General features: G+C 66.8%; 27 protein-coding genes. 14 read left to right on the top strand and 13 right to left on the bottom strand.

Features of this window, described 5'->3' with window-relative positions; translation table 11 throughout:
- The first annotated feature begins 49 nt into the window (after positions 1-49).
- The 3 genes from VL52_RS05185 to VL52_RS05175 all read left to right on the top strand — a co-directional run bounded on the left by VL52_RS05185 (position 50) and on the right by VL52_RS05175 (position 4102).
- Complete coding sequence (locus VL52_RS05185; protein ID WP_052717384.1) at positions 50-1762, top strand: tetratricopeptide repeat-containing response regulator; 1713 nt, start codon at positions 50-52, stop codon at positions 1760-1762.
- Positions 1750-2475 (top strand): LytR/AlgR family response regulator transcription factor, encoded by a 726-nt coding sequence (locus VL52_RS05180; protein ID WP_046156037.1) that lies wholly within the window; start codon positions 1750-1752, stop codon positions 2473-2475. Before VL52_RS05185 ends, VL52_RS05180 begins: the two co-directional genes overlap by 13 nt.
- Positions 2476-2581: 106 nt before the next feature.
- Entirely contained in the window at positions 2582-4102 is a 1521-nt protein-coding gene (locus VL52_RS05175) for a sensor domain-containing diguanylate cyclase (RefSeq protein ID WP_046156036.1), read from the top strand.
- A gap of 117 nt (positions 4103-4219) precedes the next feature.
- Here VL52_RS05175 and VL52_RS05170 read toward each other — a convergent pair whose 3' ends face one another.
- From VL52_RS05170 to VL52_RS05160, 3 genes are all read right to left on the bottom strand, one after another.
- Complete coding sequence (locus tag VL52_RS05170; RefSeq protein ID WP_046156035.1) at positions 4220-4648, bottom strand: organic hydroperoxide resistance protein; 429 nt, start codon at positions 4646-4648, stop codon at positions 4220-4222.
- 85 nt (positions 4649-4733) lie between these two features.
- Positions 4734-5189, bottom strand: coding sequence for a MarR family winged helix-turn-helix transcriptional regulator (locus VL52_RS05165; protein WP_046156034.1), 456 nt, complete (start codon positions 5187-5189; stop codon positions 4734-4736).
- 95 nt (positions 5190-5284) lie between these two features.
- The gene (locus VL52_RS05160) at positions 5285-5692 is read right to left on the bottom strand and encodes a hypothetical protein (RefSeq protein WP_046156033.1); all 408 of its coding nucleotides are present in this window, start codon (positions 5690-5692) and stop codon (positions 5285-5287) included.
- Between the two features lie 184 nt (positions 5693-5876).
- Between VL52_RS05160 and VL52_RS05155 the strand changes: the two genes are divergently transcribed.
- Together VL52_RS05155 and VL52_RS05150 are read left to right on the top strand one after the other, a co-directional pair.
- A complete protein-coding gene (locus VL52_RS05155) occupies positions 5877-6458 on the top strand; it encodes a YqiA/YcfP family alpha/beta fold hydrolase (RefSeq protein WP_046156032.1) in 582 nt (193 codons plus the stop codon).
- A 79-nt stretch (positions 6459-6537) separates the two neighbouring features.
- A complete protein-coding gene (locus VL52_RS05150) occupies positions 6538-7512 on the top strand; it encodes a quinone oxidoreductase family protein (protein ID WP_046156031.1) in 975 nt (324 codons plus the stop codon).
- Between the two features lie 8 nt (positions 7513-7520).
- On the opposite strand, the gene VL52_RS05145 is transcribed toward VL52_RS05150, so the two are convergent.
- On the bottom strand, positions 7521-7976 hold the full coding sequence (locus VL52_RS05145) for a hypothetical protein (protein WP_144408745.1): 456 nt from the start codon (positions 7974-7976) through the stop codon (positions 7521-7523).
- A gap of 144 nt (positions 7977-8120) precedes the next feature.
- On the opposite strand from VL52_RS05145, the gene VL52_RS24395 reads away from it, so the two are divergent.
- The 3 genes from VL52_RS24395 to VL52_RS05130 are packed head-to-tail and all read left to right on the top strand — an operon-like array spanning position 8121 to position 10773.
- On the top strand, positions 8121-8660 hold the full coding sequence (locus tag VL52_RS24395; protein WP_144410163.1) for a hypothetical protein: 540 nt from the start codon (positions 8121-8123) through the stop codon (positions 8658-8660).
- Positions 8661-8691: 31 nt separating this feature from the next.
- Positions 8692-9423, top strand: a complete 732-nt coding sequence (gene ompR / locus VL52_RS05135) for an osmolarity response regulator transcription factor OmpR (RefSeq protein WP_046156030.1) — start codon at positions 8692-8694, stop codon at positions 9421-9423.
- A 3-nt stretch (positions 9424-9426) separates the two neighbouring features.
- On the top strand, positions 9427-10773 hold the full coding sequence (locus VL52_RS05130) for an ATP-binding protein (protein WP_046156029.1): 1347 nt from the start codon (positions 9427-9429) through the stop codon (positions 10771-10773).
- Here the strand turns inward: VL52_RS05130 and VL52_RS05125 are convergent.
- Positions 10733-11149, bottom strand: a complete 417-nt coding sequence (locus VL52_RS05125; RefSeq protein WP_046156028.1) for an EamA family transporter — start codon at positions 11147-11149, stop codon at positions 10733-10735. The genes VL52_RS05130 and VL52_RS05125 overlap by 41 nt on opposite strands.
- Positions 11150-11247: 98 nt before the next feature.
- Between VL52_RS05125 and VL52_RS05120 the strand changes: the two genes are divergently transcribed.
- Positions 11248-12111, top strand: coding sequence for a LysR family transcriptional regulator (locus tag VL52_RS05120; RefSeq protein WP_046156027.1), 864 nt, complete (start codon positions 11248-11250; stop codon positions 12109-12111).
- On the opposite strand, the gene VL52_RS05115 is transcribed toward VL52_RS05120, so the two are convergent.
- The 4 genes from VL52_RS05115 to VL52_RS05100 form a co-directional block, all read right to left on the bottom strand.
- On the bottom strand, positions 12108-12971 hold the full coding sequence (locus VL52_RS05115) for a DMT family transporter (RefSeq protein ID WP_046156026.1): 864 nt from the start codon (positions 12969-12971) through the stop codon (positions 12108-12110). The genes VL52_RS05120 and VL52_RS05115 overlap by 4 nt on opposite strands.
- A complete protein-coding gene (locus tag VL52_RS05110) occupies positions 12968-13843 on the bottom strand; it encodes a methylated-DNA--[protein]-cysteine S-methyltransferase (protein WP_046156025.1) in 876 nt (291 codons plus the stop codon). The genes VL52_RS05115 and VL52_RS05110 overlap by 4 nt, the downstream gene beginning before the upstream one ends.
- A 1-nt stretch (position 13844) precedes the next feature.
- On the bottom strand, positions 13845-14324 hold the full coding sequence (locus VL52_RS05105; protein ID WP_046156024.1) for a DUF1203 domain-containing protein: 480 nt from the start codon (positions 14322-14324) through the stop codon (positions 13845-13847).
- Positions 14325-14413: 89 nt separating this feature from the next.
- The gene (locus tag VL52_RS05100; protein WP_046156023.1) at positions 14414-15016 is read right to left on the bottom strand and encodes a CBS domain-containing protein; all 603 of its coding nucleotides are present in this window, start codon (positions 15014-15016) and stop codon (positions 14414-14416) included.
- A gap of 139 nt (positions 15017-15155) precedes the next feature.
- Here VL52_RS05100 and VL52_RS05095 point away from each other — a divergent pair, with 139 nt between their 5' ends.
- A complete protein-coding gene (locus VL52_RS05095) occupies positions 15156-15887 on the top strand; it encodes a chorismate--pyruvate lyase family protein (RefSeq protein WP_235429210.1) in 732 nt (243 codons plus the stop codon).
- Positions 15884-16654, top strand: a complete 771-nt coding sequence (locus VL52_RS05090; protein WP_046156022.1) for a transporter substrate-binding domain-containing protein — start codon at positions 15884-15886, stop codon at positions 16652-16654. The genes VL52_RS05095 and VL52_RS05090 overlap by 4 nt, the downstream gene beginning before the upstream one ends.
- An 81-nt stretch (positions 16655-16735) precedes the next feature.
- Here VL52_RS05090 and waaA read toward each other — a convergent pair whose 3' ends face one another.
- The gene (gene waaA / locus VL52_RS05085) at positions 16736-17998 is read right to left on the bottom strand and encodes a lipid IV(A) 3-deoxy-D-manno-octulosonic acid transferase (protein ID WP_046156021.1); all 1263 of its coding nucleotides are present in this window, start codon (positions 17996-17998) and stop codon (positions 16736-16738) included.
- The gene (gene waaC, locus VL52_RS05080; RefSeq protein ID WP_186338609.1) at positions 17995-18954 is read right to left on the bottom strand and encodes a lipopolysaccharide heptosyltransferase I; all 960 of its coding nucleotides are present in this window, start codon (positions 18952-18954) and stop codon (positions 17995-17997) included. Before waaC ends, waaA begins: the two co-directional genes overlap by 4 nt.
- A 508-nt stretch (positions 18955-19462) precedes the next feature.
- On the opposite strand from waaC, the gene VL52_RS05075 reads away from it, so the two are divergent.
- From VL52_RS05075 to VL52_RS05065, 3 genes are all read left to right on the top strand, one after another.
- On the top strand, positions 19463-20221 hold the full coding sequence (locus VL52_RS05075; protein ID WP_046156020.1) for a glycosyltransferase family 2 protein: 759 nt from the start codon (positions 19463-19465) through the stop codon (positions 20219-20221).
- 109 nt (positions 20222-20330) lie between these two features.
- Positions 20331-20777 carry a GNAT family N-acetyltransferase gene (locus VL52_RS05070; protein WP_046156019.1) on the top strand — a complete coding sequence of 149 codons (447 nt, stop codon included), beginning with the start codon at positions 20331-20333 and terminating at the stop codon, positions 20775-20777.
- Positions 20778-20814: 37 nt separating this feature from the next.
- Positions 20815-21810 carry a S66 family peptidase gene (locus tag VL52_RS05065; RefSeq protein WP_046156018.1) on the top strand — a complete coding sequence of 332 codons (996 nt, stop codon included), beginning with the start codon at positions 20815-20817 and terminating at the stop codon, positions 21808-21810.
- A gap of 6 nt (positions 21811-21816) precedes the next feature.
- On the opposite strand, the gene aac(6') is transcribed toward VL52_RS05065, so the two are convergent.
- Positions 21817-22257 (bottom strand): aminoglycoside 6'-N-acetyltransferase, encoded by a 441-nt coding sequence (gene aac(6'), locus VL52_RS05060; RefSeq protein ID WP_046156017.1) that lies wholly within the window; start codon positions 22255-22257, stop codon positions 21817-21819.
- Positions 22254-23564, bottom strand: a complete 1311-nt coding sequence (locus VL52_RS05055) for a hemolysin family protein (RefSeq protein WP_200895954.1) — start codon at positions 23562-23564, stop codon at positions 22254-22256. The genes aac(6') and VL52_RS05055 overlap by 4 nt, the downstream gene beginning before the upstream one ends.
- Positions 23565-23621 lie beyond the last annotated feature (57 nt).

The raw sequence follows: 23621 nt of genomic DNA, 5'->3' as shown, positions 1-23621 counted from the left end.
CGCCGACACTGCGATCCGCAACCACAGCACAGCGAGCCGATGAGGCGTCATGAGCGAAACCACTCCCTCCCCGACAGCGGCATCCGCGCCGGTGCACCACGTGAAGACGGCGCCGACGCGCAGCGCCGCCTTCGACGATCCCTACGCCAAGCGGCTGTTTTTGATCATAGACAGCCTGCCGCAGATGCAGCGCGCGTTGGCGATGACCCTGTCGTCGTTCGGCGCCAACTCGGTCGAATACGCGGCCAAGGCCAGCGACGCGCTGGCCAAGATGGCCAAGTACGAGTTCGACGTGGTGCTGTGCGACTACGATCTGGGCAACGGCTACGACGGGCTCTACCTGTTCGAGGAGATCCGGGAGCGCAACCTGCTCAAGCAGTCCTGCGTATTCATGATCGTCACCGGCGAGCGCCGCGCGCAGCGGGTGATCTCCGCCGCCGAACTGGCGCCCGACGACTACCTGCTCAAGCCGTTCACCGGCGAGGTGCTGCGCGACCGGCTGGAGCGGGCGATGCGCAAGCGCGAGGCCCTGCGGCTGGTGGACGAGAGCGTGCTGCGCCACGAATACCTGTCCGCCATCGAAACCTGCGGCCTCAAAATTGAAGAAAACGGCGAGTTCGCGCTCGACTTCATGCGGCTGAGAGGCTCGCTGGCGCTGAAGATCAACGACTTCGACACCGCCCGCGACGCCTATATGCAGGCGCTGCGCGTCCGCCCCTCCACCTGGGCCAAGATGGGGCTGGCCAAATCGCTGGCCGGATTGAAGTCCCACGACGAGGCGCGGCTGCTGTTCGAGGCGGTGCTGGCCGACAACAACCAGGTGATGGAAGCCTACGACTGGCTGGCCCGGCTCTACCGCGGCCACGACCTGGGCCGCGCCCAGCACACGCTGCAGACCGCGACCGAAATGTCGCCGGTGGTGTTCCGCCGCCAGCAGCAGCTGGCCCAGATCGCGCTGCTCAACCACGACCTCGCCACCGCCGAAACCGCCTGCCAGCAGACGCTGGACATCGCCAAGTACTCCTGGCACCGCAGCCCCACCCATTACGCGGCGCTGCTTCGGGTCCAGCTGGCCCGGGGCGACAGCGGCAACGCCGCCCGCACGCTGGCCAGCCTGCGCCACGATTACCGCTACAACGAGGAAGGCGAGTGGCTGGCCGGCGTGATGGACAGCCAGCTTCAATCCAAGAACGGCAACGCCGACAAGGCCCGCGAACTGCTGCAGGCCGCCGGCGAGCGCTTCAAGCAGCTGGCCCCCAAGCTGGATCAGGAATCGCAGCTGGAATACGCGCGCGCCTGCTATCAGCAGGGACGCGACGGCCAGGGCAACGACGTGATGGAATACCTGGTGCGCAACCACCACGACGACGAGGACATGCTGGCCCACTTCGGCGACATGTTCGAGGAGATCGGCCTGGGACAGGCCGGCCGCCAACTGATCGCACAGAACGTCAAATCGGTGCTGGAGCTGAACAACCAGGCGGTGCGCGAGGCGCAGTCCGGCCAGTTCGACGCGGCGATCGACCGCTTCGTCAAGGCGCTGGACGAAATGCCGCACAACGTGCAGATCATGCTCAACCTGATCAACGCGGTGATGGCCTACGTCAGCCAGAACGGCTGGCACGAAAGCCATATGCGCCGCGCCTACGAGCTGCTGGGCAAGGTGCGCGACACCGCGCCCACCAACAACAAGTTCCAGAAGATCCTGCACTCCTGGCGCGCGCTGGTGAACAAGATGGACAAGCCGCAATGGGCGCTGTGAGCGCGCTGCGGGCGCTGGTGGTGGACGACGAGGCGCTGGCCTGCGAGCGGCTGCGCCAACTACTGGCCGATTGCGGCGTAGAAGAGGTCCATTGCCTAGCCGACGGCAAGACGGCGCTGGACTGGCTGGCCTGCCATCCGGTCGACGTGCTGCTGCTCGACATCAGCATGCCCGGCCTGGACGGCATCGCGCTGGCCCGCCAGCTGCGGCAGCAGGCGCTGGCGCCAGCGCTGGTGTTCAGCACCGCCCACGATCACTTCGCGGTGGAGGCCTTCGAACTGGACGCCGCCGACTATCTGCTCAAGCCGGTGCGGCGCGAGCGGCTGGAACAGGCGCTGCAACGCGCCCAGGCGCGGCGGGAGGGCCGGCAGCAGCCCAGCTTCACCGTGCGCCAGCGCGGCCGCCTGCTCAACGTGCCCTTCGCCGACGCGCGCTACCTGAAAGCCGAGCTCAAGTACGTCACCCTGGTCACCTCCGACAACGAATACCTGCTGGACGACGCGCTGGTGGCGCTGGAGCAGCGGCTGGGCGAATCGGCGCTGCGCATCCACCGCAACTGCCTGGTGATGCGCCACGCGGTGCAGGAGCTGTGCCGCGGCGACGACGGCGGCGACGAACAGTGGATTGTCAGACTGCGCGACATCCCGACGCCGCTGCCGGTCAGCCGCCGCCAGATCCACGCGCTGCGCGCCGCGCTGAGCGTAGACAATTGATTACGTACTACTACTTAAAACCGGCATTCCCCGGCTTATTGCTAAAAAATAGACCCATTGTTCTTATAGAATCGTTCACTGCTGAATATATGTCGATGGTTTTAACATGCACGCAAGACTGGTCTATGCTGGGTGCCTCGTCCTATGGCTGATACTGAGCGCGCTTGCCGCCCTGTCCATCGCCAGCCGCTCCCTGCTGGGCGCCGAACAGCAATTCAACAGCCAGCTCCAGCAATTGACCGAGCAATTGAAACAGCGCCTGCTCGCCAATGAAACCATACTCGACAGCTACGCCACCTTCAGCAGCATCGACCACCGCACCGAACACCGCCAGAAGCACCCCTTCGTCGCGCAACTGCTGCGCCGCTATCCGCAAATCACCACGCTGGCCCATATCGAGCGCGTGCCGGCCGGACAGGTCGCCGGCTACGACCGCGCGCTGCAGCGCGATTACGGCGCCGCTTACCGGCTGCGCGGCTTCGCCGGCGGCGGCGTCCGCCTGCCGGAACAGGACGCCTACTTCCCGCTGATGTACGCCGAACCGCAGTCGCAGGCCAATCTGCGGCTGGTGGGGAGGGACGCCTGGCAGCAGCCGCGGCTGCGCGAGGCGCTGCAGGACTGCATCAACAGCGGCCGCGCCACGCTGTCGCGCCAGCTGCGGCTGCAGCCGCATGGCGATTCCGGCTACGTGCTGCTGCGTGGCGTGGACGACCGCCTCGACGACCAGTTGATCGGCCTGCAGCCCCAGCATTTCGTGATGCTGTTCGTCCGCGCCGATTCGCTGCTGCCCACCGACATCGCGCTGCAGCCGGGCATGGAAGTCAACCTGCACCACCGCGACGACCCCTTGCGCCCGCCGGAAGGCCAGGCGCTGTACTTGGGCGGCGCCCACCCCAGCGCGTTGGAGAAATTGCTGTTCCCGCGGCTGGAGACCAGCCAGCTGCTGGGCGGCGGCAGCCAGCCGCTGCGGCTGACGCTGAGCTGGCAGCAAGGCTGGGCGCAGATCGGCTTGTTCGAATGGACGGTATGGATGCTGCTGTCGCTGCTGCTGGGCCTGGGCATCGGCCTGGCCGGCTTCAGCTTCGTGCGCAGCAGCGACAGCCGCCGCCAGCGCGAAAGCCAGCTGTTCCACCTGGCCAACCACGACCGCCTCACCGGCCTGGCCAACCGCAACCTGTTCTACGACCGGCTGCAGCACGCGATCACCCGGCTGGACCGCAGCGGCAAGCGCCTGGGCCTGCTGTTCCTGGACCTGGACCGCTTCAAGCCGGTCAACGACACCTATGGCCACATGGTCGGCGACCGGGTGCTGCAACTGATCGCCGCCCGCATCCGCGACGTGATCCGCAATGAAGACACCGTCGCCCGCATCGGTGGCGACGAATTCGTGATCCTGATGGAGGACATCGAGTCCAACCGCGAGGCGGACAAGGTGGCGGCGCGGCTGAAGCAGGCGATACAGATGCCTTACCAGGTCGACCAGCACCGGGTGCTGGTCGGCGTCAGCATCGGCATCGCTTACTACCCGGAGGACGGCCTGCTGATAGACGAGTTGCTGGCGGTGGCCGACCGCAAGATGTACGGCAACAAGCAGTCGCCCAGCCGCCATTCCGAAACCGTGGGCTAGCGCTGCGCGCGCAACGGAAGCCGCGGCAGCGATTTCCAGAACCCCTGCCGAGACAGAGCATGAAACAGCGGGCCGCCCCGAACGCCGGAGCGGCCCGCTGTTTTCCCTTCGCGGCGCTTACGCCAGCGTCAGCTCCACTTCGATATTGCCGCGGGTGGCGTTGGAATAGGGGCAGATGCCATGCGCGGCTTCGATCAGCTTCAGACCCGCCTCGCGCTCGACGCCCGGCAGCGACACCGCCAGCTTGGCGGCGATGCCGAAGCCGTGGGCGATCGGCCCGATCGACACCTTGCCGGTCACCGACACCTCGGCCGGCAGGCGCACGCCGGCCTGCTGCGCGGCCACCTTGAGCGCGCCGATGAAGCAGGCGGAATAGCCGGCCGCGAACAGCTGCTCGGGATTGGTGCCGTCGCCGCCCGCGCCGCCCAGCTCGCGCGGCGTGCTCAGTTTCACGGCCAGCGCGCCGTCGCTGGATTCGGCCCGGCCATCGCGGCCTCCGGTGGCGGTGGCTTCGGCGGTATACAGTACTTTCTGCAGAGGGTTCATCTGGCTCTCCTTGGCGTGTCGCCGTTACGATTGAAATAATATGCTATTAAATAGTGCGCTATTTGATTATCAAAACCCTGACGGGTCATTGCAGCAACTGGTCCCGCAAATCGCACAGCGATTGGCGCAAACCGGCGATCTGATCCAGCTGCAGGCCGCTGCGGCACAACAGCTGCAACGGAATCCGCTCCGCCTGCCCGCGCAGCGCGCGTCCGGCCTCGGTCAGCTTGACCACCACCACCCGCTCGTCGCTGGGCAGCCGCCTGCGCTCCAGCCAGCCGGCCGCCTCCATCCGCTTCAGCAGCGGCGTCAGCGTCGCCGAGTCCAGATACAGCCGCTCGCCGATGTCGGACACCGAGCGCTCGTCCTGTTCCCACAGCACCAGCAGCGCCAAGTATTGCGGATAAGTGATGCCCAGCGGCTTCAGGTTGTCGCGGTACACCTTGTTCATCGCCAGCGAGGCGGAATACAGCGCGAAACAGAGTTGCTGGTCCAGCTTCAGCAGCGCGTCCGGCGGCGGACAAATTTTTTCTTGCTCCATGTCCACATATTAAATAGCACGCTACTTAATTGCAAACAATTTATTTGACGCACCACGCTTCGATGCGCCCGCCCCTGGCGGGCGCGAAACCGCGCTCAGGCCGCCGCCCGCACCGGGCCGCGTCCCAGATCGGCCAGCGAGCGGCATACTTGGTGCCAATCGCCCAGGCTGCGCACTCCCTGCAAGATGACGCGCGCCAGCGGATCGTTGCACACCGCGGGGCCGAACTGCATCAGCATCTCGTGCAGCGCGAAACGCAGGGTATGGCTGTCCTGCAACAGCGCGTCCACTTCCTCGTGCACTTCCTGGCTGACCCGCATGTCGCCCAGCGCGTCCAGCTGCACCTGGTGGCGCGGGCAAAAGCCGGAACGGATCAGCGCCAGGTCGTCGTTGATGTCCTCGGCGAACAGCAGCGCGCTGTGCTGCAGGTAGCCGCAAGCGACGATCAGGCTTTCCAGCGAATGCGGAGCAACGGTGGGGCCGCCTACCGGAAGGGTGGTCATGGAGGTTCTCCTCTTGTAATTGGATTTTGCGGCTATTTGAGCATTGCACCCACTGGCATGACAATGGCTCATCGCCGCTGGTTGCAAGCTTTTACTCGAGATTTACAACGAAATTAAGCACTTGCCGCAAAGACAAACCTCAGCCGGCGTCGTACCATCGACACACTCCACACCGGCGTCCATCATGCACATCGTTTATCTCCACGGCTTCAACTCCGGCCCGCAATCGCTGAAGGCGGGCGAAACCGCCGCCTGGCTGCGCCAGCACGCGCCCGACATCGTCCTGCACTGTCCGCGGCTTTCGCCGCATCCGGCCGAAGCCATCCGCCAGGCCGACGAACTGGTGTCGGGCCTGCCGGCCGACACTCTGCTGATCGGCAGTTCGCTGGGCGGCTTCTACGCCACGCATCTGGCCGAACTGCGCGGCCGTCCCGCCGCGCTGATCAATCCCGCGGTGCGCCCGGACCGGGATCTGGAGCGCTTTCGCGGCGAACAGACCAACCCCTACACCGGCGAGGTCTACACGCTGGGGGACGACGACTTGCGGGCCCTGCTGTCGCAGCGAGTGGCGGCGCCGACGGCCGGCCGCTACTGGCTGCTGCTGGGCAGCCGCGACGAGACGCTGGATTGGCGCGAAGCGGCCGTCCATTACCGCCACAGCCGGCAGGCTGTATTCAACGGCGACGACCACCGGCTGAACAACTGGCCCAAGGTATTGCCGGAGGTGGTCGCCTGGGCGCGGCGGCGACTGTCCAGCCAGGTTTGACGCCCTGTCTAGCCGCCCCCGCTTGCCGGCCCGCCACGGCCCGGCGCAGACTGTGCCATCCACTCGCAAAGGAAACGCCATGAGCCAAGCTATCGTTTTCACGGAAACCGGCGGCCCGGAAGTGCTGCGCCTGCAGAATGCGGAAATCAGCCCGCCCGGCCCCGGCCAGGCGCGGGTGCGCCATACCGCGATCGGCGTCAATTTCATCGACACCTACCAGCGCAGCGGCCTGTATCCGCTGCCGCTTCCCAGCGGGCTCGGCAGCGAGGCCGCCGGCGTGGTGGAAGCAGTGGGAGAGGGCGTGGCCGGACTCGCGCCCGGCGACCGCGTCGCCTATGCCGGCGGCCCGCTGGGCGCCTATTCGACCGAACGGCTGATCGCCGTCGAACACCTGGTCAAGCTGCCGGACGGCGTGTCCGATGAAACCGCCGCCTGCGCGATGCTGCAGGGAATGACGGTGGAATACCTGGTGCAGCGCACTTTCCCGGTGCAGCCGGGCCAGACCGTGCTGTGGCACGCCGCCGCCGGCGGCGTCGGCCAGATCGCGCTGCAGTGGCTGTCGGCGATGGGCGTCCACGTCATCGCCACCGTGGGCTCTGAAGCCAAGGCCGAGATCGCCCGCGGCCTGGGCGCCGCCCACGTGATCCTGTACCGCGAGGAAGACGTGGCGGCGCGGGTGCGCGAGATCACCGGCGGCAAGGGCGTGCCGGTGGCGTTCGATTCGGTGGGCAAGGATACCTTCGAGGCCTCGCTGAACAGCCTGAGCCCGCGCGGCATGATGGTGACGTTCGGCAACGCTTCCGGACCGGTGCCGGCGCTGGCGCCGCTGGAATTGACCAAGCGCGGCTCGCTGTTCCTGACCCGGCCCAGGCTGGGCGATTACATCTCCACCCGCGCCGAGCTGGAAGCCTCGTCCGCCGCGCTGTTCCGCCGCCTGCGGGACGGCACGGTCAAGCTCGCGCCGTCGCACCGCTACCCGCTGGCGGAAGCCGCGCAGGCGCACCGCGACCTGGAAGCGCGCCGCACCACCGGCTCCGTCATCCTGCTGCCCTGATTCCGGCGCTATTCGTCCAATGGCAGGGATGGACGGCTGCAACCGTCGCGGCGGCGGCCGGCGTCGCAGGCGGCGTCGTCCGCCGCGCAAGGCCGCTGGCCGCGCAGGGCGCAGGACGCCGGCGGCAAACGCTCGTCCACGCAGGCGCGGCGTTGCGCGCCCAGCATGCCTTCGCACGACGATTGCGCCGCCAGCAGCGCTTCGCAGCGTTTGGCGTCGCGCTGGCGCTGGCAACTGAGAGGGGGGGTGTAATAAGCGAGGCAGGCCCGGCGCCTGGCCTCCGGCAGATCCAGGCAGCTGCGCAGCCCCTGCAGATGCGCTTGGCAGCGCTGGGGAGCCACCGCGTCGGCGCAGTCGTCCTTGGCGCCCCATCCGGCAAGCGGAAAAGCGGACAGCCCGCACAACAGCAGGCCCGTCAAGGCCCGCCTTCCCAGGCTTGCGCCGCGCTTTCCCCCTTGCGTCATCGTCCTGTCCTTTCCTCAGCGGACGTCGAATCAATCGGATTGGTTTTGCATCTGCTCCTGCCGGCGTTTATCCTGCCAAAAATTGGGCTTGCTGGGTACTGATTTGACATGATCGTCCGGCGGAGGCAACAGACGGCTGGACTGATGCTGGACCGGATCGAAGCCGATGTCGCCGTTGCGCGCGGCTTCGCGCTGGCGCAGATTGCGCAGCCGGCGGTTGTTGCACGACTGATCGCCGTCGCACCCGCGCGCCGACGGCCGGCCCTCGGCATGCCTGCCGGGTCCCGGACCGGGGAAATGCTGCGCCAGCGCGGCCTGCTGCGCCAGCAGGCCGCCCAGCGCCAGCATGATCAGATATCGCTTCATGTCGATATTCTATCCTGTCTGTTGACCGCGCTGCCATCGCCGCTCAAGGCGGCGAAACGCAAGCCCGGCAAGGCATCGGATGCGGATCAGCGTCGCAGCGATCCATTTTCCGGCAGCGGCGGATTCGGCCAGCGTCATGAAAATACTGCATATTTCCCGCTTGAAACGGCTTCCGCGCCGGCCATTTGTTCCAGCTTAAGCGCAAGCATTTGCGCGGACGTCAATGGGGACGTCACAATTGTTAACGACTGTATCGCGACGTGGCGGCTTAACATCTGTAAAAAACAAGGCGTCCCAGCCTGCGCCGCGCCGCGCTAAGCTGGCAGCCGGAACACTGAAGGAACAGCATATGGAACATAATAAAATCCTGGTCGTCGACGACGACGCCAAGCTGCGCGAACTGCTGACCCGCTACCTGACCCAGCAGGGCTATATCGTGGAAACGCTGCCCGATCCCAAGGATCTGGACCGCAAGCTGGCGCGCAACCGTCCCGACCTGATCGTGCTGGACGTGATGATGCCGGGCGAGGACGGGCTGGCGGTGGTGCGCCGGCTGCGCGCCCAGGGCGAATCGCTGCCGGTGATCATGTTGACCGCCCGTGGCGAGGACATCGACCGCATCCTGGGCCTGGAAATGGGCGCCGACGACTACCTGCCCAAGCCCTTCAATCCGCGCGAGCTGACCGCCCGCATCCAGTCGGTGCTGCGCCGCCATCACACCACGCCGGCGCTGGCCGCGCTGCACGACGCCGACGACGTGGTGGAGTTCGGCGAGTTCGTGCTCAACCTCGGCCAGCGCGAGCTGCGCCGCGGCGGCCAGCCGGTGTCGCTGACCAGCGCCGAATTCGCGGTGCTGTCGGTTCTGGTCAGCCATCCGCGCCGCCCGCTGACCCGCGAACAGCTGATGGAGCTGGCGCTGGGCAAGGGCAACGGCGAATCGCTGGACCGCAGCATCGACGTGCACATCTCCCGCCTGCGCAAAGCGCTGGAAAACGGCGAAAGCGACAGCCAGCTGCGCTACATCCAGACCGTGTGGGGCTACGGCTACGTGTTCGTGCCGGACGGATCGCCCAGGGAGTAGGCCTTGTTACGCAAGCTGTTAGGCTCCCTGTTCTTCCGGCTGGCGCTGCTGGTGGTCACCGTGGTGATCACCACCCAGCTGTTCACCATCTGGCTGGCCAACAACGAGCGCCACAAGCTGCTGGAGCGGCAGCTGTACATCCAGGTGCTGGACACGCTGTCCTTTCTCGAGGACTCGATGACCGGCATGGTCGAGGAAGAGCGGCAAGCCTTCCTCGACAACTACAACCGCCCCGGGCTGCCCAGCCTGCTGCCGTTCAACGCCGACCGCGGCCAGCAGTTCAGCGAGGATCTGCCCAAGATCGGCGCGATGCTGGCGCAGCGGCTGTCGCATGACCTGAACGAGCCGGTGCAGGCGCATTACGCGCGCCGAGCCGACCACAGCGAGCTGTGGGTGCACGTGCACGTGCTGGACCAGCCGTACTGGCTGGTGATCCCCTTCGGCCGCTACCGCGACCGCATGATCAGCCCGATGCTGCAGGCCTCGCTGCTGGCGGCGTTGTTCGCCACGCTGCTGGCGTCCTTGCTGGCCTGGCGCATCACCAGGCCGATCAGCCAGGTGGTGCAGGCCAGCCGCCAGCTGGCCAGCGGCTCGATGCCGCAGGCGATTCCGGAAACCGGCCCGCGCGAGATGCAGCTCTTGGCGCACAACTTCAACGGCATGGCCCAGGCGCTGGATAACGCCGCGCGCGAGCGGCGGCTGATGCTGGCCGGCCTGTCGCACGACCTGCGCACGCCGCTGACCCGGCTGAAGCTGACGCTGGAAATGCAGGAAGCCAGCACCGACCAGCACGACATGCTGTCCGACATCGACGAGCTGTCGCGCATCGTCCGCCAGTTCATCGATTTCGCCCGCGCCGAGGAGACCAGCCGGCTGGAGCCGGTGGCGCTGGCCGATCTGGCCGCCAGCGTGGTGGCGCGCTTCCGCCGCGAGAGCATGGACGCGCGGCTGGACATCCGCGACGAGATCGAACTGAGGGCCGACGCGCTGGCGCTGGAGCGGCTGCTGAGCAATCTGCTGGAGAACGCGCGCCGCTACGGCCGTCCGCCGGTGGTGGTCCGGCTGGAGAAGGCCGCCGGCGACGCCATGCTCAGCGTGATCGACCACGGCGACGGCATACCCGCCGCGCTGCGCGAAACCGCGCTGGCGCCGTTCGAGCGGCTGGCCGAGCACCGCGGCACCGACGGCGGCAGCGGCCTCGGCCTCGCCATCGTCTCGCGGGTGGTCAAGCAGCATGGCGGCGCGCTGGAGCTGACCGACGAGGACGGCGCCTTCAAGGTGGCCATCCGCCTGCCGCTGGGCGAGACGCTCAGCGAAAGCGCAGCATCATCCACAAGCCAGCCAGGCTGAGCCCCAGCCCGGCCAGCCTGCCCGGCGACAGGCTCTCGCGGAACAGCCAATAGCCTATCGGCAGCAGCAAGGCGGTGCTCAGCACATTGGAGCTGAGCGCCGCGTAGCCCAGGTTCCAGCCGGCGCGGTAGGCCAGCAGGAAGCCCATCTCGATTCCCAGTATCCCCAGCGCCACGCCCAAACTGCTCCAGTTCAGCGCCGACATCCCGCGCTGGCCCGCCGGCAGCCACCACATGCCCGCCAGGCACAGCGACATCGCCAGGCCGTAGCTGACCGCCAGCGAAAAGAACGGGTTCAACTCCTGCGGCAACTGCTTGATCGACAGGTGGTAGACGACGGAGCCGGCCACCGCCAGCAATAATGCGGCGAAAAACATTTTCCTCTCCTTGCGGCGATTCACATTGGGCCCATGCTAAACATTCGTCGCCGCTATAGGTAGACTGGAAAATCCGGCAATCGTTATAAGCAATTCATATGACCAGCGACATCGATACCGCCTTGCTGCGCGCGCTGGCCGCCGTGGCCCGCCTCGGCAGCATCAACCGCGCCGCCCTTGAGCTGGGACGAACCCAGCCGGCGCTGAGCTTGCAGCTGCGCAAGCTGGAACAACACTGCGGCCAGACCTTGCTGCAGCGCTCCACCCGCGGCGTGGCGCTGACGGCGGCCGGCCAGGCGCTGCTTCCCTACGCCGAGCGCATCGTCTCTCTGGCCGAACAGATGGTGCCCGGCGCTCTGGCCATGGAGCCGAGACGCTGCCGGGTCGGCCTGATCGAAGATGTGATCAGTCATCATCTGCCCCAGGTATTAGCCGATTTTTCCGCCGTTCATCCATCGCTGCGAGTGGAGGTGCGGGCCGCGATGGAAATCGAACTCAGCGAGGCCTATCGCCGAAACGATCTGGATTTGCTGATAGCCAATCCGCTGCAGTGCGGCTTGAGGGAAACGCCGAAGTGGGTGGTGGAATGCCCATTGCGCTGGATGGCGCTGGACGGGCGCATGCCGGAAGGAAATACATTGCCCCTGGTGATGTTCGCCGCGCCATGCAGCTGGCGCGACGCCATGCTGGAAGCGCTGCGCCTGAGCGCGCGTCCATCCCGCATCGTATTCGAAAGCGCGAGCCAGCTCGCCGTCCAGGCCGCGCTGGAGGCAGGCTTGGGAGTAGGCGCTTTGTTGCCCAATGCTGTCGGCGGCAGGCTGGCGCCGTTGCCGGATGATTATCTGCCTCCCTTGCCCTCGGTGCCGCTTGCCCTGTATCGCCGAGCGGAAGGCCGCGACGACTCCGGCCTGGAACGGTTGAGCCGCTTGTTCTTCCACGAGTTGAGCCGGCTGTCCGCCTAGCGCCGCCCGTTCAGCGCCAGCACGCCGGCCAGGATCAGCGCAGCGCCTAGCAGCATCGCAGCGCCGATGGTTTCGCCGAGGAACAGCGCGCCCCACAGCACGCCGAACACCGGCACCAAGTAAGTGACGCCGCTGGCGCGGGTCGCGCCCAGCCGGTTGATAAGCCGGTAAAAAATCAGATAAGCCAGCGCGGTGCAAAACACCGCCAACAGCGCCAGGGCGATCCAGGCTTTCTGCGGCGGCTGGCTCGCCGGCCAGTCATGCCACGCCAGCGGCAGCATCAGCAGCGCGCCGCTGGCCAAGCCGCCACAGGCTGTCACCAGAGGCGGCATGCCGGGCAGCCAGCGCCTGGCCATATGCCCGGCCCAACCGTAGCTGGCGGTGGCGCCCAGCATCGCCAATACCGGCGCCAGCGAACGGACCTCGAAACGCGCGCCGTGGCCGGCCAGCAAGGCCAACACGCCGGCCAAGCCCAAAACCAGGCCCGCCGCCCGCCGCGAAGACAGCCGCTCGCCGGCCAGCGGCCACGCCCACAGCGCGGTCATCAACGGCGTGGTGGCGTTCAACACCGAGGCCATGCCGGCCGACAAGGACAGCTGCGCCCAGGCTATCAGGCTGAACGGAAACGCGGTGAAAAACACGCCGACCACGGCGATGGGCAGCCAGTGGCCGCGCCACAGCTTCCATTGCCCGCGCCACAACAGCAACGGCAGCAACAGGCAGGCGGCCAGTCCGACGCGCAGCGCGATCAGCGGCAGCGGGCCGAAAGCCGGCGCGGCGACGCGCATGAACAGGAAAGACCCGCCCCACAGCGCCGCCAGCAGCGCGAGCCAAGCGAACTCCCGCCGCTGCCCGCTCACGCCGTCGCTTCCTCGCGGCTCAGCCGCGCGCTTTCCCAGCCTATCAGGTCCAGCTTGCGCTCCTCGCCCCAGCGGTAGCCGCCCAGCGCGCCCTCGGCGCGAATCACCCGGTGGCAGGGAATCAGCCAGGCCACCGGATTGGCTCCCACCGCGTTGCCCACCGCGCGCGCGGCGCCCGGCCGCCCCATTTTTCCGGCCAGCTGGCCGTAACTGAGCAGGCCGCCGTAGGGCACGGCCAGCAACGCCCGCCACACCTGGATCTGGAAATTGCTGCCCTGCACCCTGAGCGCCAGCGGCGGTCCGCCCGCCTCGGCCAGCGGATCGAACAAGCGGCCGCACAACGCGCGCGCCTGGCCAGGGATATGGCGCAGCGCGGCGCGCGGCCATTGCCCGCGCAGCCAGGCCTCCGCCTCCTCGTCCCCGGAAACAAACTGCAGCGCGCACACGCCGCGGGCGGTCTGCGCCAGCAGCGCCGGGCCGAAACGGGTGGCTTCGACGCTCCAGGCGATGTCCAGCCCGGTGCCGCCCTGCTGGTATTCGCCGGGCGTCATCGCCTCCAGCGTGACGAACAGGTCGTGCAAGCGGCTGCTGCCGGACAAGCCCAGCTCGTGCGACAGCGGCAGCAGGGAAGCGCCGGCCGCCAGCCGCGCCTTGGCCGCCTCGCAGGTCAGTTGCTGGATGAAGCGCTTGGGGCTGACGCCGGCCCAGCGGCTGAACAGCCGCTGCAGCCGCGATTCCGACAGATAAAGCGCGGCGGCCATGTCGGCCAGCTGCGGCTGCTCGCCGGCATGGGCGACCAGGTAGCGGATGGCGTCGCGGACGCGGGCGTAATCGCGGCCGGCTTCCTCGTCGGCATGCAAAAGGGCGTCCATTTCACGCGCTCCGGTTCAGCCGCAGCGCGTAGCAGCCGTGCGCGGGAAAACGCAGCATCGCGAACGCGATCTCCGGCCGCGCCTCCCAGCGCGCCAGCGTCGCCCCCGCCTCGCGCGTCGGCAGCAACACGGCTTCCAACATCGTCTGCCCGTCGTCATAAGCGCGCAGCGCCACGCCGTCGCCGAGGTAGGCATTATCTCCGGCTCGGCCCAGCAGCGCCGACAGTCCGGGCAAGGCGGGCGGCTGTGGCTCGCCGGCCAGGAAAATCGGCCCGTACTCGCGGTAGGGCCCGGTTTGGCGGAACGGACTGTAGCTCGCCAGGATCAGCGCCTCGCCCGGGCGGGCGCGGCGCAGCGCGTCGCGGCACGGTTCGCCGCCGGCCGCCGTCAGCCGCCGCACCGGCTGGCCGAGCGCGTCGACGCCTTCGCGCCGCGCGCGTTCGACGAAAACCGGGTCCAGGGTTTCCAGTTGCCAGGCCATGGCGCTCTCCTTCGTATCATTGCGATGTCCGAAGTCTATGGCGGCGCGCGCCCGGCGGCGACCCGATTCTTGCCGTTCCCGCTTCCGGGTCAACCGGCGTGCAGCAGCGAGTACTGGATCTCCGACAGCGCCTGCGGCACGCGGATGAAGGACAGCGGCTGTCCCAGCAAGCGCGCCATATGCGAAGTGGAGAACAAGCCGCACAGCTCGTGGTGGCCGTTGGACGGATTCACTTCCACCACCAGCGCGTGCTGGCGGCCCAGATGCTGCATGGTGGCGACCAGCTGGCCGACATTGGCCGCCGCCACGTCGGCCAGGCTCAACGCGTCCAGCCGCCCGCGCGGCGTCATCACATCGGATACCTGGATGTCGGCGTAATGCTTGCCGTGCTCCTTCATGCACTGGATGGGACGCTCGCCGAGCAGGTCGACGGCGGTGACCAAGCCGAGCAGGCTGCCGTCGTCGTCGTGGACGAACAGCAGCCGGATGCCGTGGCTGACCATGCGCTGGTGGGCTTCGCGCAGATCGGCGTCGGCGCGTATGCCTATCGGATTGACCAGCTTCAGATCGGTCATCACGCTCAACGCCGGACTGTCCACGCCTATCGGCGGATGGGGCCGCTGGTCCAGTCTCACCAGGTCGGTGGTGCGCGGCAGAGTCAGTGTGGGCAAGGGAGAAAAATCTTTAGCCATGACGGCTCCTCGCAGGGCGACTCGAAAAGGGGAAAACGGGCTGGCCCGCCCAGTGCGGTCGACCCTGTTTTCAACTTAGCGGAACTTTGCGTTTACTATTGGCCTCATTAGTATGTTTGTTCTACTTTTGTAAAGATCCATGAAGCATAACGCCACCCACAAAACCCATGCCGGAAGATTTCGCCAACAGACGCTGGCCTGGATGCTGCCCGCCGCGCTGCTGATGGCCGGCCAGGCCCACGCCGAAGCCTGGTCCTATCCCGGCTGGCAAGACGGCGCCGACACCCGCGTCAAGGCGCAGGCGCTGCTGCAGACGCTGAACGCCACCCTGCTGAGCAATCCCAGCGCCACCCGCACGCTGCAGCAATGGTGCGGCGAACACAAATTGGCCGCCGAGGCCCGCATCCGCGCGCTCCGCGACACCGCCACCCGCAAGCCGGCCGACGCCGAGATCCGCCGCCAGTTGAAGGTGGGCGCCGACGAGCCCATCGGCTACCGCCGGGTGCAGCTGGCCTGCGGCGACCGCGTGCTGTCCGAGGCCGACAACTGGTACGTGCCGTCGCGGCTGACCGCCGAGATGAACCGCCTGCTGGACACCACCGACACGCCGTTCGGCGCCGCGGTCAAGGCGCTGGACTTCACCCGCCGCACCGAAAGCGCGAAACTGTTGTGGTCGCCGCTGCCGCAGGGCTGGGAAACCCGTCCGCTGCCGGCCGGCGACGCCAAGCGCGGCCTGGACATCCCGGAACAAGTGCTGCAGCACCGCGCCGTGCTGTACAAGGACGGCAATACCCCGTTCAGCCTGGTGGTGGAAACCTACCGCCGCGACCTGTTCGCCTTCCCCCTGAACCCGCGCGAAGGCAGCCGATGAAAGCCCCAACCATCGCCGCCGCCTGCCTGGCGGCGCTGCTGCTGAGCCCGGCCGCCCAGGCCGACCGGCTGGACGACATCCTCGCCCGCGGCGAGCTGCGCGTAGGCACCACCGGCGACTATCTGCCGTTCAGCCGCCTGGATCCGGCCAGCGGTCAATACCGCGGCCTGGACATCGACATGGCCGCGGACCTGGCGCGGGCGCTGGGCGTGAAGCTGCAACTGGTGGCCACCAGCTGGCCGACGCTGATGCGCGACCAGCGCGACGGCAAGTTCGACATCGCGATGAGCGGCATCTCCATCAGCCTGGAGCGGCAGAAACAGGCGCTGTATTCCGCCGCCTACCTGAACGACGGCAAGACGCCGATCGCCCGCTGCGACAACGCGGCCCGCTTCCAGACGCTGGAACAGCTGAACCGCAAGCAAACGCGGCTGGTGGTCAACCCCGGCGGCACCAACGAGCGCTTCGCCCGCCAACGCCTGCCGGATGCCAGTTTGACGGTTTTCCCCGACAATAACCGCATTTTCCAGCAGATCATCGACGGCAAGGCCGACGCGATGGTGACCGACGCGGTGGAAACCCGTTACCAGCAGAAGCTGCATCCGGAATTGTGCGCCATCCATCCGGACAAGCCGTTCGACTTCTCGCAAAAAGCCTATCTGCTGCCCAACGACTGGCGCTGGAAAGCCTGGGTCGATCAATGGCTGGGCCAGCGGATGCAGGACGGCGGCTTCGCCCGGCTGTCCGCCAAATGGCTGGGACAATGACGCCAGCCATGAAAAAAACCGCCCGGATGGGCGGTTTTTCATTTTTAGGCCGCGCGGCCCGAAAAAAGCTTTGAGCGGCCGTCAGGAAGATAGCGCCTGGCGGATCAGCGCCAACATCCTTTCGCTGGCGCCGCGGTGGGCGTCGCGAAAGCGCGCGGCGCCCTGGCGCATCGCCTCGCCGGCGGCCGGATCGTCCATCAGCGCCAAGGCCGTCGACACCAGCTCGGCCGCGTTGGCCACCTGGCGGCCCGCGCCGGCGGCCAGCGAATCGGCGGCGGCCTGCTGGAAATTGAACACCGACGGGCCGAACAGCGCCGGCACGCCCATCTGGGCCGGCTCGATCAGATTGTGGCAGCCGTAAGGCAGCAGGCTGCCGCCGATGAAGGCGACGTCGCAGGCGCCCAGGTAGCCGAACATCTCGCCCATGCTGTCGCCCAGCCACACCCGAGCATCGGCGGCGATGGCGGCGCCGTCGCTGCGGCGCTGCGGCTTCAGGCCGCGCTCGGCGGCCAGTCTCTCCACCTCGTCCCAGCGTTCCGGATGGCGGGGAACCATCACCAGCAGCGCGTCGCCGACCGCGTCGCCGGCGGCCAGCCAGGCGTCCAGAATCAGCGCTTCCTCGCCGTCGCGGGTGCTCGCGCACAGCAGCGTCGGCCGCCCGCCGGCCCGCGCGCGGAAGCCGGCGGCCAGATGACGCTGCGCTTCCGGCACTTCTATATCATATTTGCTGCTGCCGCAGACCGAAACATTCCGCGCGCCCAACTTCGTCAAACGCTCGCCATCTTCCGCTGTCTGCGCGGCAACTGCGGTCAATTTCGCCAAAGCCGGCGAAATCAGCCCGGCGATCTTGCGATAGCCGCTCAGCGATTTTTCCGACAATCTGGCATTGGCCAGCAATAGCGGCACGCGCTGCGCCGCCGCGGCGTGGATCAGATTGGGCCAGATTTCGGTTTCCATCAGCACGCCGCAACGCGGCCGGTAGGCGCGCAGAAAATCGGCGGCGGCCTGTGGATAATCGTAGGGCAGGTAGCGGATCTCGGCGTCCGGGTACAGCTGCTCGGCGGTGGCGCGGCCGGTCGGCGTCATCTGGGTCAGCAACAGCGGCGCGTCCGGCCATTCGCGGCGCAGCGCGGCCACCAGCGGCTGCGCGGCGCGCGTCTCGCCTACCGACACCGCGTGGATCCAGATCGCGCCTCCCGCCTTGGGCGACAGGGCCTGGCCGAAGCGCTCATCCCAGTGCTCCAGGTAGGCCGGCGCCTTGCGCGCCCGCTTCCTCAGATAGCGCCGCACCAGCGGCGTCAGCGCGCGCCACAGGCCGTTGTACAGCGCCAGCTGCCAGCTCATGTCCAATCCCGCCGCGATTGCAGCGCCGCCAGCACCTCGTCCACGGTGGGACACTGGCCGATATTGCCCAGATTGGTCGCCCACGGCGTTTCCACCACGCCGGTCTGCTGCGGGTCGGTATCGGTGTAGATGGCGGCCACCGGCACGTTCAGCGCGTTGGCCAGGTGCACCAGGCCGGTATCCACGCCTATCACCGCGCTGGCGTGGCCCAGCAGCCCGGCGGCTTCGCCCAGGCTCATCTTGGGCGCCACCACCGCGGCCGGCAGCCGCGCGGCCAGGCGTTCGGCGCGCGCCTTTTCCTTGTCGCTGCCCCAGGGCAGCACGGTCACCATGTCATGGCCGGAAGACAATCGAGTCCCCAATTCCACCCAACGGGCCTCCGGCCATTCCTTGGAGGCGCGGCTGGTCGCGTGCAGCAGCACCGCGTAGCGGCCGCTGAGCATCCAGCTGGGCCGCTCGCCGGGCCGGACGCCGAACAGCGGCTGGCCTTCCGGCGCGTAGCCGAAGCTAAGGCCGAACAACTGCCGGTTGCGCGCGATCGCGGACAACTTGCGCGAAACCTTGTGCTTCTTGTCGTAGAACAGGCTGGCCAAGGCTTCGCGCGCGCTGCTCCAGTCCAGCCCGGCCAACGGCGCGCGCGCCCAGCGGGCCGGAATCGCGCTCTTGATCAGCCCCTGGCTGTCCAGCACCAAATCGAAGCGCGCGTCGAGCAGCTTTTGCTTCAAAGCCTTCAGTTCGCGCCAGGCGGCGGGCTGCCACAGGCGCCGGCGCCAACTGCGCCAGCTCAGCGTCAGCACTTCGTCCACCTGCGGGTGCAGGCGGGCGATGTCGGCGAAGCTTTCCTCGGTCAGCCAGCTCAAGCGGATATTCGGGTAATGCGTCTTCAGCTCGGTGATGGCCGGCCAAGTGTGGATAAGGTCGCCCATCGACGAGGTGCGCACAATCAGCACATTCATCATGGCGCGCATTGTACCCGAGCGGGGCTGTGGTTAACCACGTAAAATCCCTCGTGACGGGATGTGGATAAGCGGCTGTGAATAAGTCCGGCCGGATTTATCCACAATCTGCCCTGCCATTGCCCTATGCAATAATCCCATGCCTATCAACAGGACAAACCTATGAAGCAAAGGCCTTTTTAGCAATTGTCCACAGCAAAGTGCCACCTTCAGCAGTTTCATCATTTTATAGTTGCGTTAATGAAAAACCGCTGAGGTAGGCCAGGCTGGATGCAAAAAAAGTCGTGCACAAGCCAGTCTGCAAAACCGGATCAACAACTGTGGACAACCATGAGTCTGCAGAAACCGCTAAAGTTATCCACAACTGCTCACCCAATTGCGAGCACGGCTGACAACAGGTTTTGGATAGAATCAATCCATTGAAAATAAACGGATAAACGTACTTATCCACAAGAAGAAGCAACCTTCTACCAGTTTCATCATTTTATAAATGGGAATACATGAACAGATGCGAGTAGCAGTCAGCGCGGTGCTAATCACCAAGGATGCAGGCAAACAACTGGAACAATGTCTGCAGAAATTGAGCTTTGTGGACGAGATCGTGGTTGTGGATTCCGGCAGCAGCGATAGCACATTGGCAATAGCCTCCGCCTATCAGGCCAAAGTTATCCACCAGGAATGGCTGGGATTCGGTCCCCAGAAACAATTCGCGGTCAGCCAGGCCAGCCATGACTGGGTGCTGTGCCTGGATGCGGACGAATACCTGTCCGAAGAATTGTCCTTGTCTATCAATAGGATGCTGGAGAATCCACAGGCCGCAGCCTATCGCTTCCCGCGCTGCAACCGTTTCATGGGACGTTTCCTGAAACACGGCGAGGGCTATCCGGACTGGTCGCTGCGCTTGTTCGATCGCCGCCGCGCGCGCTGGTCCGACGACGCGGTGCACGAGTACGTGATCTGCGACGGGCCTGCGGAAAAACTGGCGGGAGACCTGATGCACGAGTCCGGCGAGGACATCGCGCTCTATTTATCCAAGCAGAACCGCTATACCTCGCTGCAGGCGGAACAGCTGTACAAGCGCGGCAAGAAGGTGGGCGCCGGCAAACTGCTGTTCAGTCCGCTGCTGCGCTTTTTCAAGTTCTATTTCGTCCGCCGCGGCTTCCTGGACGGCTTGCCGGGCCTGGTGCACATCTTGATCGGCTGCTTCAACAGCCATATCAAGTACGCGAAGCTGATCGAACTCCACCGGCTGAACAAGAACGGCTGACAAGCTTCTGAGCGACGGGGACGGATACGGGCTGGCTCGCCGCGAGAAATGACGTTTGGTTTGTCTGCCGGATTCCCTTAGCATGGGGTTTTGCTTCGGAACCGGCCACATGAACCCCATTCTCATCCGCGCCATGACGGAAGCCGACATCGACGCGGTGGCGCGCTTGTGCGGCGACCTCGACTATCCGACCACCCCCGAGCAGCTGGCGTCCCGCTATGCGACGGCGCGGGACGCCGTCGACAACGAGATCTGGGTGGCGGAACGGGAGGGCGAGGTGGTCGGCTGGATCCACGGCCACGGCGGCCATCTGCTGCAAGCGGACAGCTATGTCGAAATCGGCGGCATCGTCGTCGATCCCGCCTGCCGCGGCCTGGGCATAGGCCGGCTGCTGCTGGAAGCCTGCGAACGGTGGGCGCATGAACGCGGCTACCCGCGCATCCGGCTGCGCTCCGGCATCCACCGCACCTGGGCCCACGCTTTCTACCACCGCATCGGCTACCAGCAGAAAAGCACCGGCATCACCTTCGCGCTCGATCTGCCGCGGCGGGATTGAGCGCGGCAGACTTGTCCACACGCTTCGAGGCCATACCATGCCCATCCGCTTTCCCGCGCCGCTCCAGCCCGGCGACGCCATCGCCGTCACCGCTTTTTCCTCCGGGGTCCATCCGCAGCTGCACGGCCGGCTGGACGACGCGCTGAACGAGCTGCGCGCGCGCGGCTACCGCGTGGTGGAGGGGGAGTGCCTGCGCGGCGAGAAACACGACGCCAGCGCTCCCGCCGCGGCGCGGCTGGCCGAATTGCGGCGCTTGCTGTTCGATCCCGACATCCGCGCCATCCTGCCGCCCTGGGGCGGCGAACGGGCGATCGAATTGCTGCCAGGCCTGGATTTCGATGCCTTGGCCGAATTGCCGCCGAAATGGATCGCCGGATTTTCCGACGTCTCCACCCTGATGGCGCCGCTGACGCTGCGCGCCGGCTGGGCGACGCTGCACGGGCCCAATCTGATGGACTTGCCGCTGAAAGAGCGCGCGTTCGGCAACGAGGCGCTGCTGGCGGCGCTGGAGACCGGCATGCCGCCGGCGCAGGCGCAGCATGGGCTTTACTGGCGCTGGGACGAGCCGGGCCGGCAGTTCGCCAATCGGGTGCGGCTGCTGGAGGGCGGAGCGGGGAAAATGGAGGGCAGATTGATCGGCGGCTGCCTGGATGTGCTGGCGCCGCTGCAGGGCACGCCGTATTTCGATCTGGACGCGTTCAAGGCGGAGCCGGCCATCCTGTACCTGGAAAACTGCGAGCTCGCGCCCTGCGGCGTTTTAAGGGCCCTGGCGGGCCTGCGGCTGTCCGGCGCGCTGGATGGCCTAGCCGGGCTGGTATTGGGCCGCAGCGGCGGCCCTGACGCGGCCGACAGCGATGCTTTGAGCTATGAGGGGGCGTTGCGCGCCGCTTTGGACGGTTTGCCGTATCCGGTGGCGGTGGATGCCGACATCGGCCACGTGCCGCCGCAATGGAGCCTGCTCAACGGCGCCTGGGCGACGCTGGAGGTGTGCGGGGAGGGGGAGGCCAGGCTGGTGCAGCGCGCGGCGCGCTGAGGGCGTTTACAGCGCCATCCGGTAGAACACCACGCGCTCGGTTTCCTCGAAGTCCAGCGCCAGGTGCGCGTGCTGCGAGACCTGGTTGTCCAGGCCGGTGTCGGACGCGAGCTCGGCGCAGCCGCGGCGGATGGCCCAGTCCTTGGCCGCGGCCAGCAGCAGGGCCGCCATGCCGGCGCGCCGGTGTTCCGGCGCCACGTACAGGCCTTCGACGAAAGCCACCGGCGATGAGCGGGTGCCGTTGACGTAATCGCCGCGCAGCGCGAGCTCGATCAAGCCGACGGCCTCTCCTTGGCCGTCCTGAACGAGGAAGGCGGCGCAGCGGCGGACATCGGCGCTCTGGGCGTCGATTTCCTCCTGGTGCCTACCCCGCGGGCAGTGCGGCCACAGCGCGGCGCGCAGGGCCAGCCAGGCGTCCGGATGGGAGGCGGCGGTGACGACGCTCATATCGACTCGAACTCCGGCTGCGGCAGGTGATGGCGCTGCACCAGGATCTTATCCACCCGGGTGCGGTCCATGTCCACTACCTCGAAGCTGAAGCCGTTCCATTCGAAACGGTCGGTGACGCTGGGCACGCGGCCCAGCTGGTACAGGATCACGCCGGCCAGGGTGTGGATGTTGCCGCCGGCCTCGCCGGGCAGCTGGGCTTCCAGCTCGAAGAACTCGCGGAAATGCTCCAGCGACACCATGCCGTCCACCAGCCAGCTGCCGTCTTCTCTCTGCACGATTTCGTCGATTTCGCCGTCGATGTCTGGAAGATAGCCGACGATGGCTTCCATCACATTGTTGATCGACACCAGGCCTTCCAGCTCGCCGTACTCGTCCACCACCAGCGCGCTGTGGCTGCGCGCCTGCTTGAACTGCTCCAGCAATTGCATCAGCGAGCAGGTGGACGGCACGTACAACGGCGGCGACAGCTCGGCGGCGAAGTCCAGCGGCTCGCCGCGCAGCAGGCGGTCCAGCAGGGTCTTGGCGTTGAGCACGCCTATCACCTGGTCGGTGTCGCCGCGGCAGACCGGAAAATGGCTGAATGGATAGGCCAGCAACAGCTCGCGATTGCGTTCCGGTCCGTCTTCCAGGTCCAGGATCACCACGTCCTTGCGCGGCGTCATCACCGCCGACGCCTTGCGGTTGTCCAGGCGGAAGATGTTTTCCACCAGTTCCTGTTCGGCGCGGTCGAACACGCCTTCGTCGGCACCCTGTTCCATCAGCGTGCGGATTTCGTCTTCGGTGATGGACGGCTCGTCGCTCTTCTTGGCGCCCAAGAGGCGCAGCAGGCCGTCGGTGACGCGGCTGAACACCTGCACCAGCGGGCCGCTGGCGCGCGACAGCAGCAGCATCGGCCGCGCCAGCGCCATCGCCACCCGTTCCGGGTTAAGCAGCGCCAGCCGCTTGGGCACCAGTTCGCCCAGGATCAGCGACAGCGTGGTGATGAACAACACCATCAGCGCCACCGACAGCGGCTTGCTGTACGGCGCCAGCAGCGGCACGTCCAGCAGCGCGCCGCGGAGATGCTCGGACAGCGCCGCCTCGCCGTAGACGCCGGACAGGATGCTGATCGAGGTGATGCCGATCTGGACAGTGGACAGGAAGCGGGTGGGCTCGGAAGCCAGCGCCAGCGCGGCGCGGGCGCCCTTGTGGCCGTCTTCGGCCTTTTGCAGCAGCCTGACCTTGCGCGAGGAGACGATGGCGATCTCGGCCATCGCGAACACGGCGTTCAACAGGATCAGGCCCAGCAGCAGCAGGATTTCCACGATGAGAGCGGGGGAGTGGAGGAGCTACTAGCTTAGGGCAAGCGGCCCGCCGCGCAA

The sequence above is a fragment of the Chromobacterium vaccinii genome (assembly GCF_000971335.1).
In the GTDB taxonomy this organism is placed as follows: Bacteria; Pseudomonadota; Gammaproteobacteria; order Burkholderiales; family Chromobacteriaceae; genus Chromobacterium; species Chromobacterium vaccinii.
This window is presented reverse-complemented; position numbering and strand designations above follow the sequence as displayed.

Bases quoted from the DNA above. Each gene is read 5' to 3' on its own strand.
- VL52_RS05165 (WP_046156034.1), bottom strand. From the start codon at position 5,189: ATGGAGCAAGAAAAAATTTGTCCGCCGCCGGACGCGCTGCTGAAGCTG.
- VL52_RS05185 (WP_052717384.1), top strand. From the start codon at position 50: ATGAGCGAAACCACTCCCTCCCCGACAGCGGCATCCGCGCCGGTGCAC.
- VL52_RS05110 (WP_046156025.1), bottom strand. From the start codon at position 13,843: ATGGACGCCCTTTTGCATGCCGACGAGGAAGCCGGCCGCGATTACGCC.
- VL52_RS05090 (WP_046156022.1), top strand. From the start codon at position 15,884: ATGAAAGCCCCAACCATCGCCGCCGCCTGCCTGGCGGCGCTGCTGCTG.
- VL52_RS05175 (WP_046156036.1), top strand. From the start codon at position 2,582: ATGCACGCAAGACTGGTCTATGCTGGGTGCCTCGTCCTATGGCTGATA.
- VL52_RS24395 (WP_144410163.1), top strand. From the start codon at position 8,121: ATGCTGGACCGGATCGAAGCCGATGTCGCCGTTGCGCGCGGCTTCGCG.
- VL52_RS05160 (WP_046156033.1), bottom strand. From the start codon at position 5,692: ATGACCACCCTTCCGGTAGGCGGCCCCACCGTTGCTCCGCATTCGCTG.
- waaC (WP_186338609.1), bottom strand. From the start codon at position 18,954: ATGAATGTGCTGATTGTGCGCACCTCGTCGATGGGCGACCTTATCCAC.
- VL52_RS05125 (WP_046156028.1), bottom strand. From the start codon at position 11,149: ATGTTTTTCGCCGCATTATTGCTGGCGGTGGCCGGCTCCGTCGTCTAC.
- VL52_RS05120 (WP_046156027.1), top strand. From the start codon at position 11,248: ATGACCAGCGACATCGATACCGCCTTGCTGCGCGCGCTGGCCGCCGTG.
- VL52_RS05145 (WP_144408745.1), bottom strand. From the start codon at position 7,976: ATGACGCAAGGGGGAAAGCGCGGCGCAAGCCTGGGAAGGCGGGCCTTG.
- VL52_RS05065 (WP_046156018.1), top strand. From the start codon at position 20,815: ATGCCCATCCGCTTTCCCGCGCCGCTCCAGCCCGGCGACGCCATCGCC.
- VL52_RS05170 (WP_046156035.1), bottom strand. From the start codon at position 4,648: ATGAACCCTCTGCAGAAAGTACTGTATACCGCCGAAGCCACCGCCACC.
- VL52_RS05155 (WP_046156032.1), top strand. From the start codon at position 5,877: ATGCACATCGTTTATCTCCACGGCTTCAACTCCGGCCCGCAATCGCTG.
- VL52_RS05095 (WP_235429210.1), top strand. From the start codon at position 15,156: ATGAAGCATAACGCCACCCACAAAACCCATGCCGGAAGATTTCGCCAA.
- ompR (WP_046156030.1), top strand. From the start codon at position 8,692: ATGGAACATAATAAAATCCTGGTCGTCGACGACGACGCCAAGCTGCGC.
- VL52_RS05150 (WP_046156031.1), top strand. From the start codon at position 6,538: ATGAGCCAAGCTATCGTTTTCACGGAAACCGGCGGCCCGGAAGTGCTG.
- waaA (WP_046156021.1), bottom strand. From the start codon at position 17,998: ATGAGCTGGCAGCTGGCGCTGTACAACGGCCTGTGGCGCGCGCTGACG.
- VL52_RS05070 (WP_046156019.1), top strand. From the start codon at position 20,331: ATGAACCCCATTCTCATCCGCGCCATGACGGAAGCCGACATCGACGCG.
- VL52_RS05105 (WP_046156024.1), bottom strand. From the start codon at position 14,324: ATGGCCTGGCAACTGGAAACCCTGGACCCGGTTTTCGTCGAACGCGCG.
- VL52_RS05100 (WP_046156023.1), bottom strand. From the start codon at position 15,016: ATGGCTAAAGATTTTTCTCCCTTGCCCACACTGACTCTGCCGCGCACC.
- VL52_RS05075 (WP_046156020.1), top strand. From the start codon at position 19,463: ATGCGAGTAGCAGTCAGCGCGGTGCTAATCACCAAGGATGCAGGCAAA.
- VL52_RS05180 (WP_046156037.1), top strand. From the start codon at position 1,750: ATGGGCGCTGTGAGCGCGCTGCGGGCGCTGGTGGTGGACGACGAGGCG.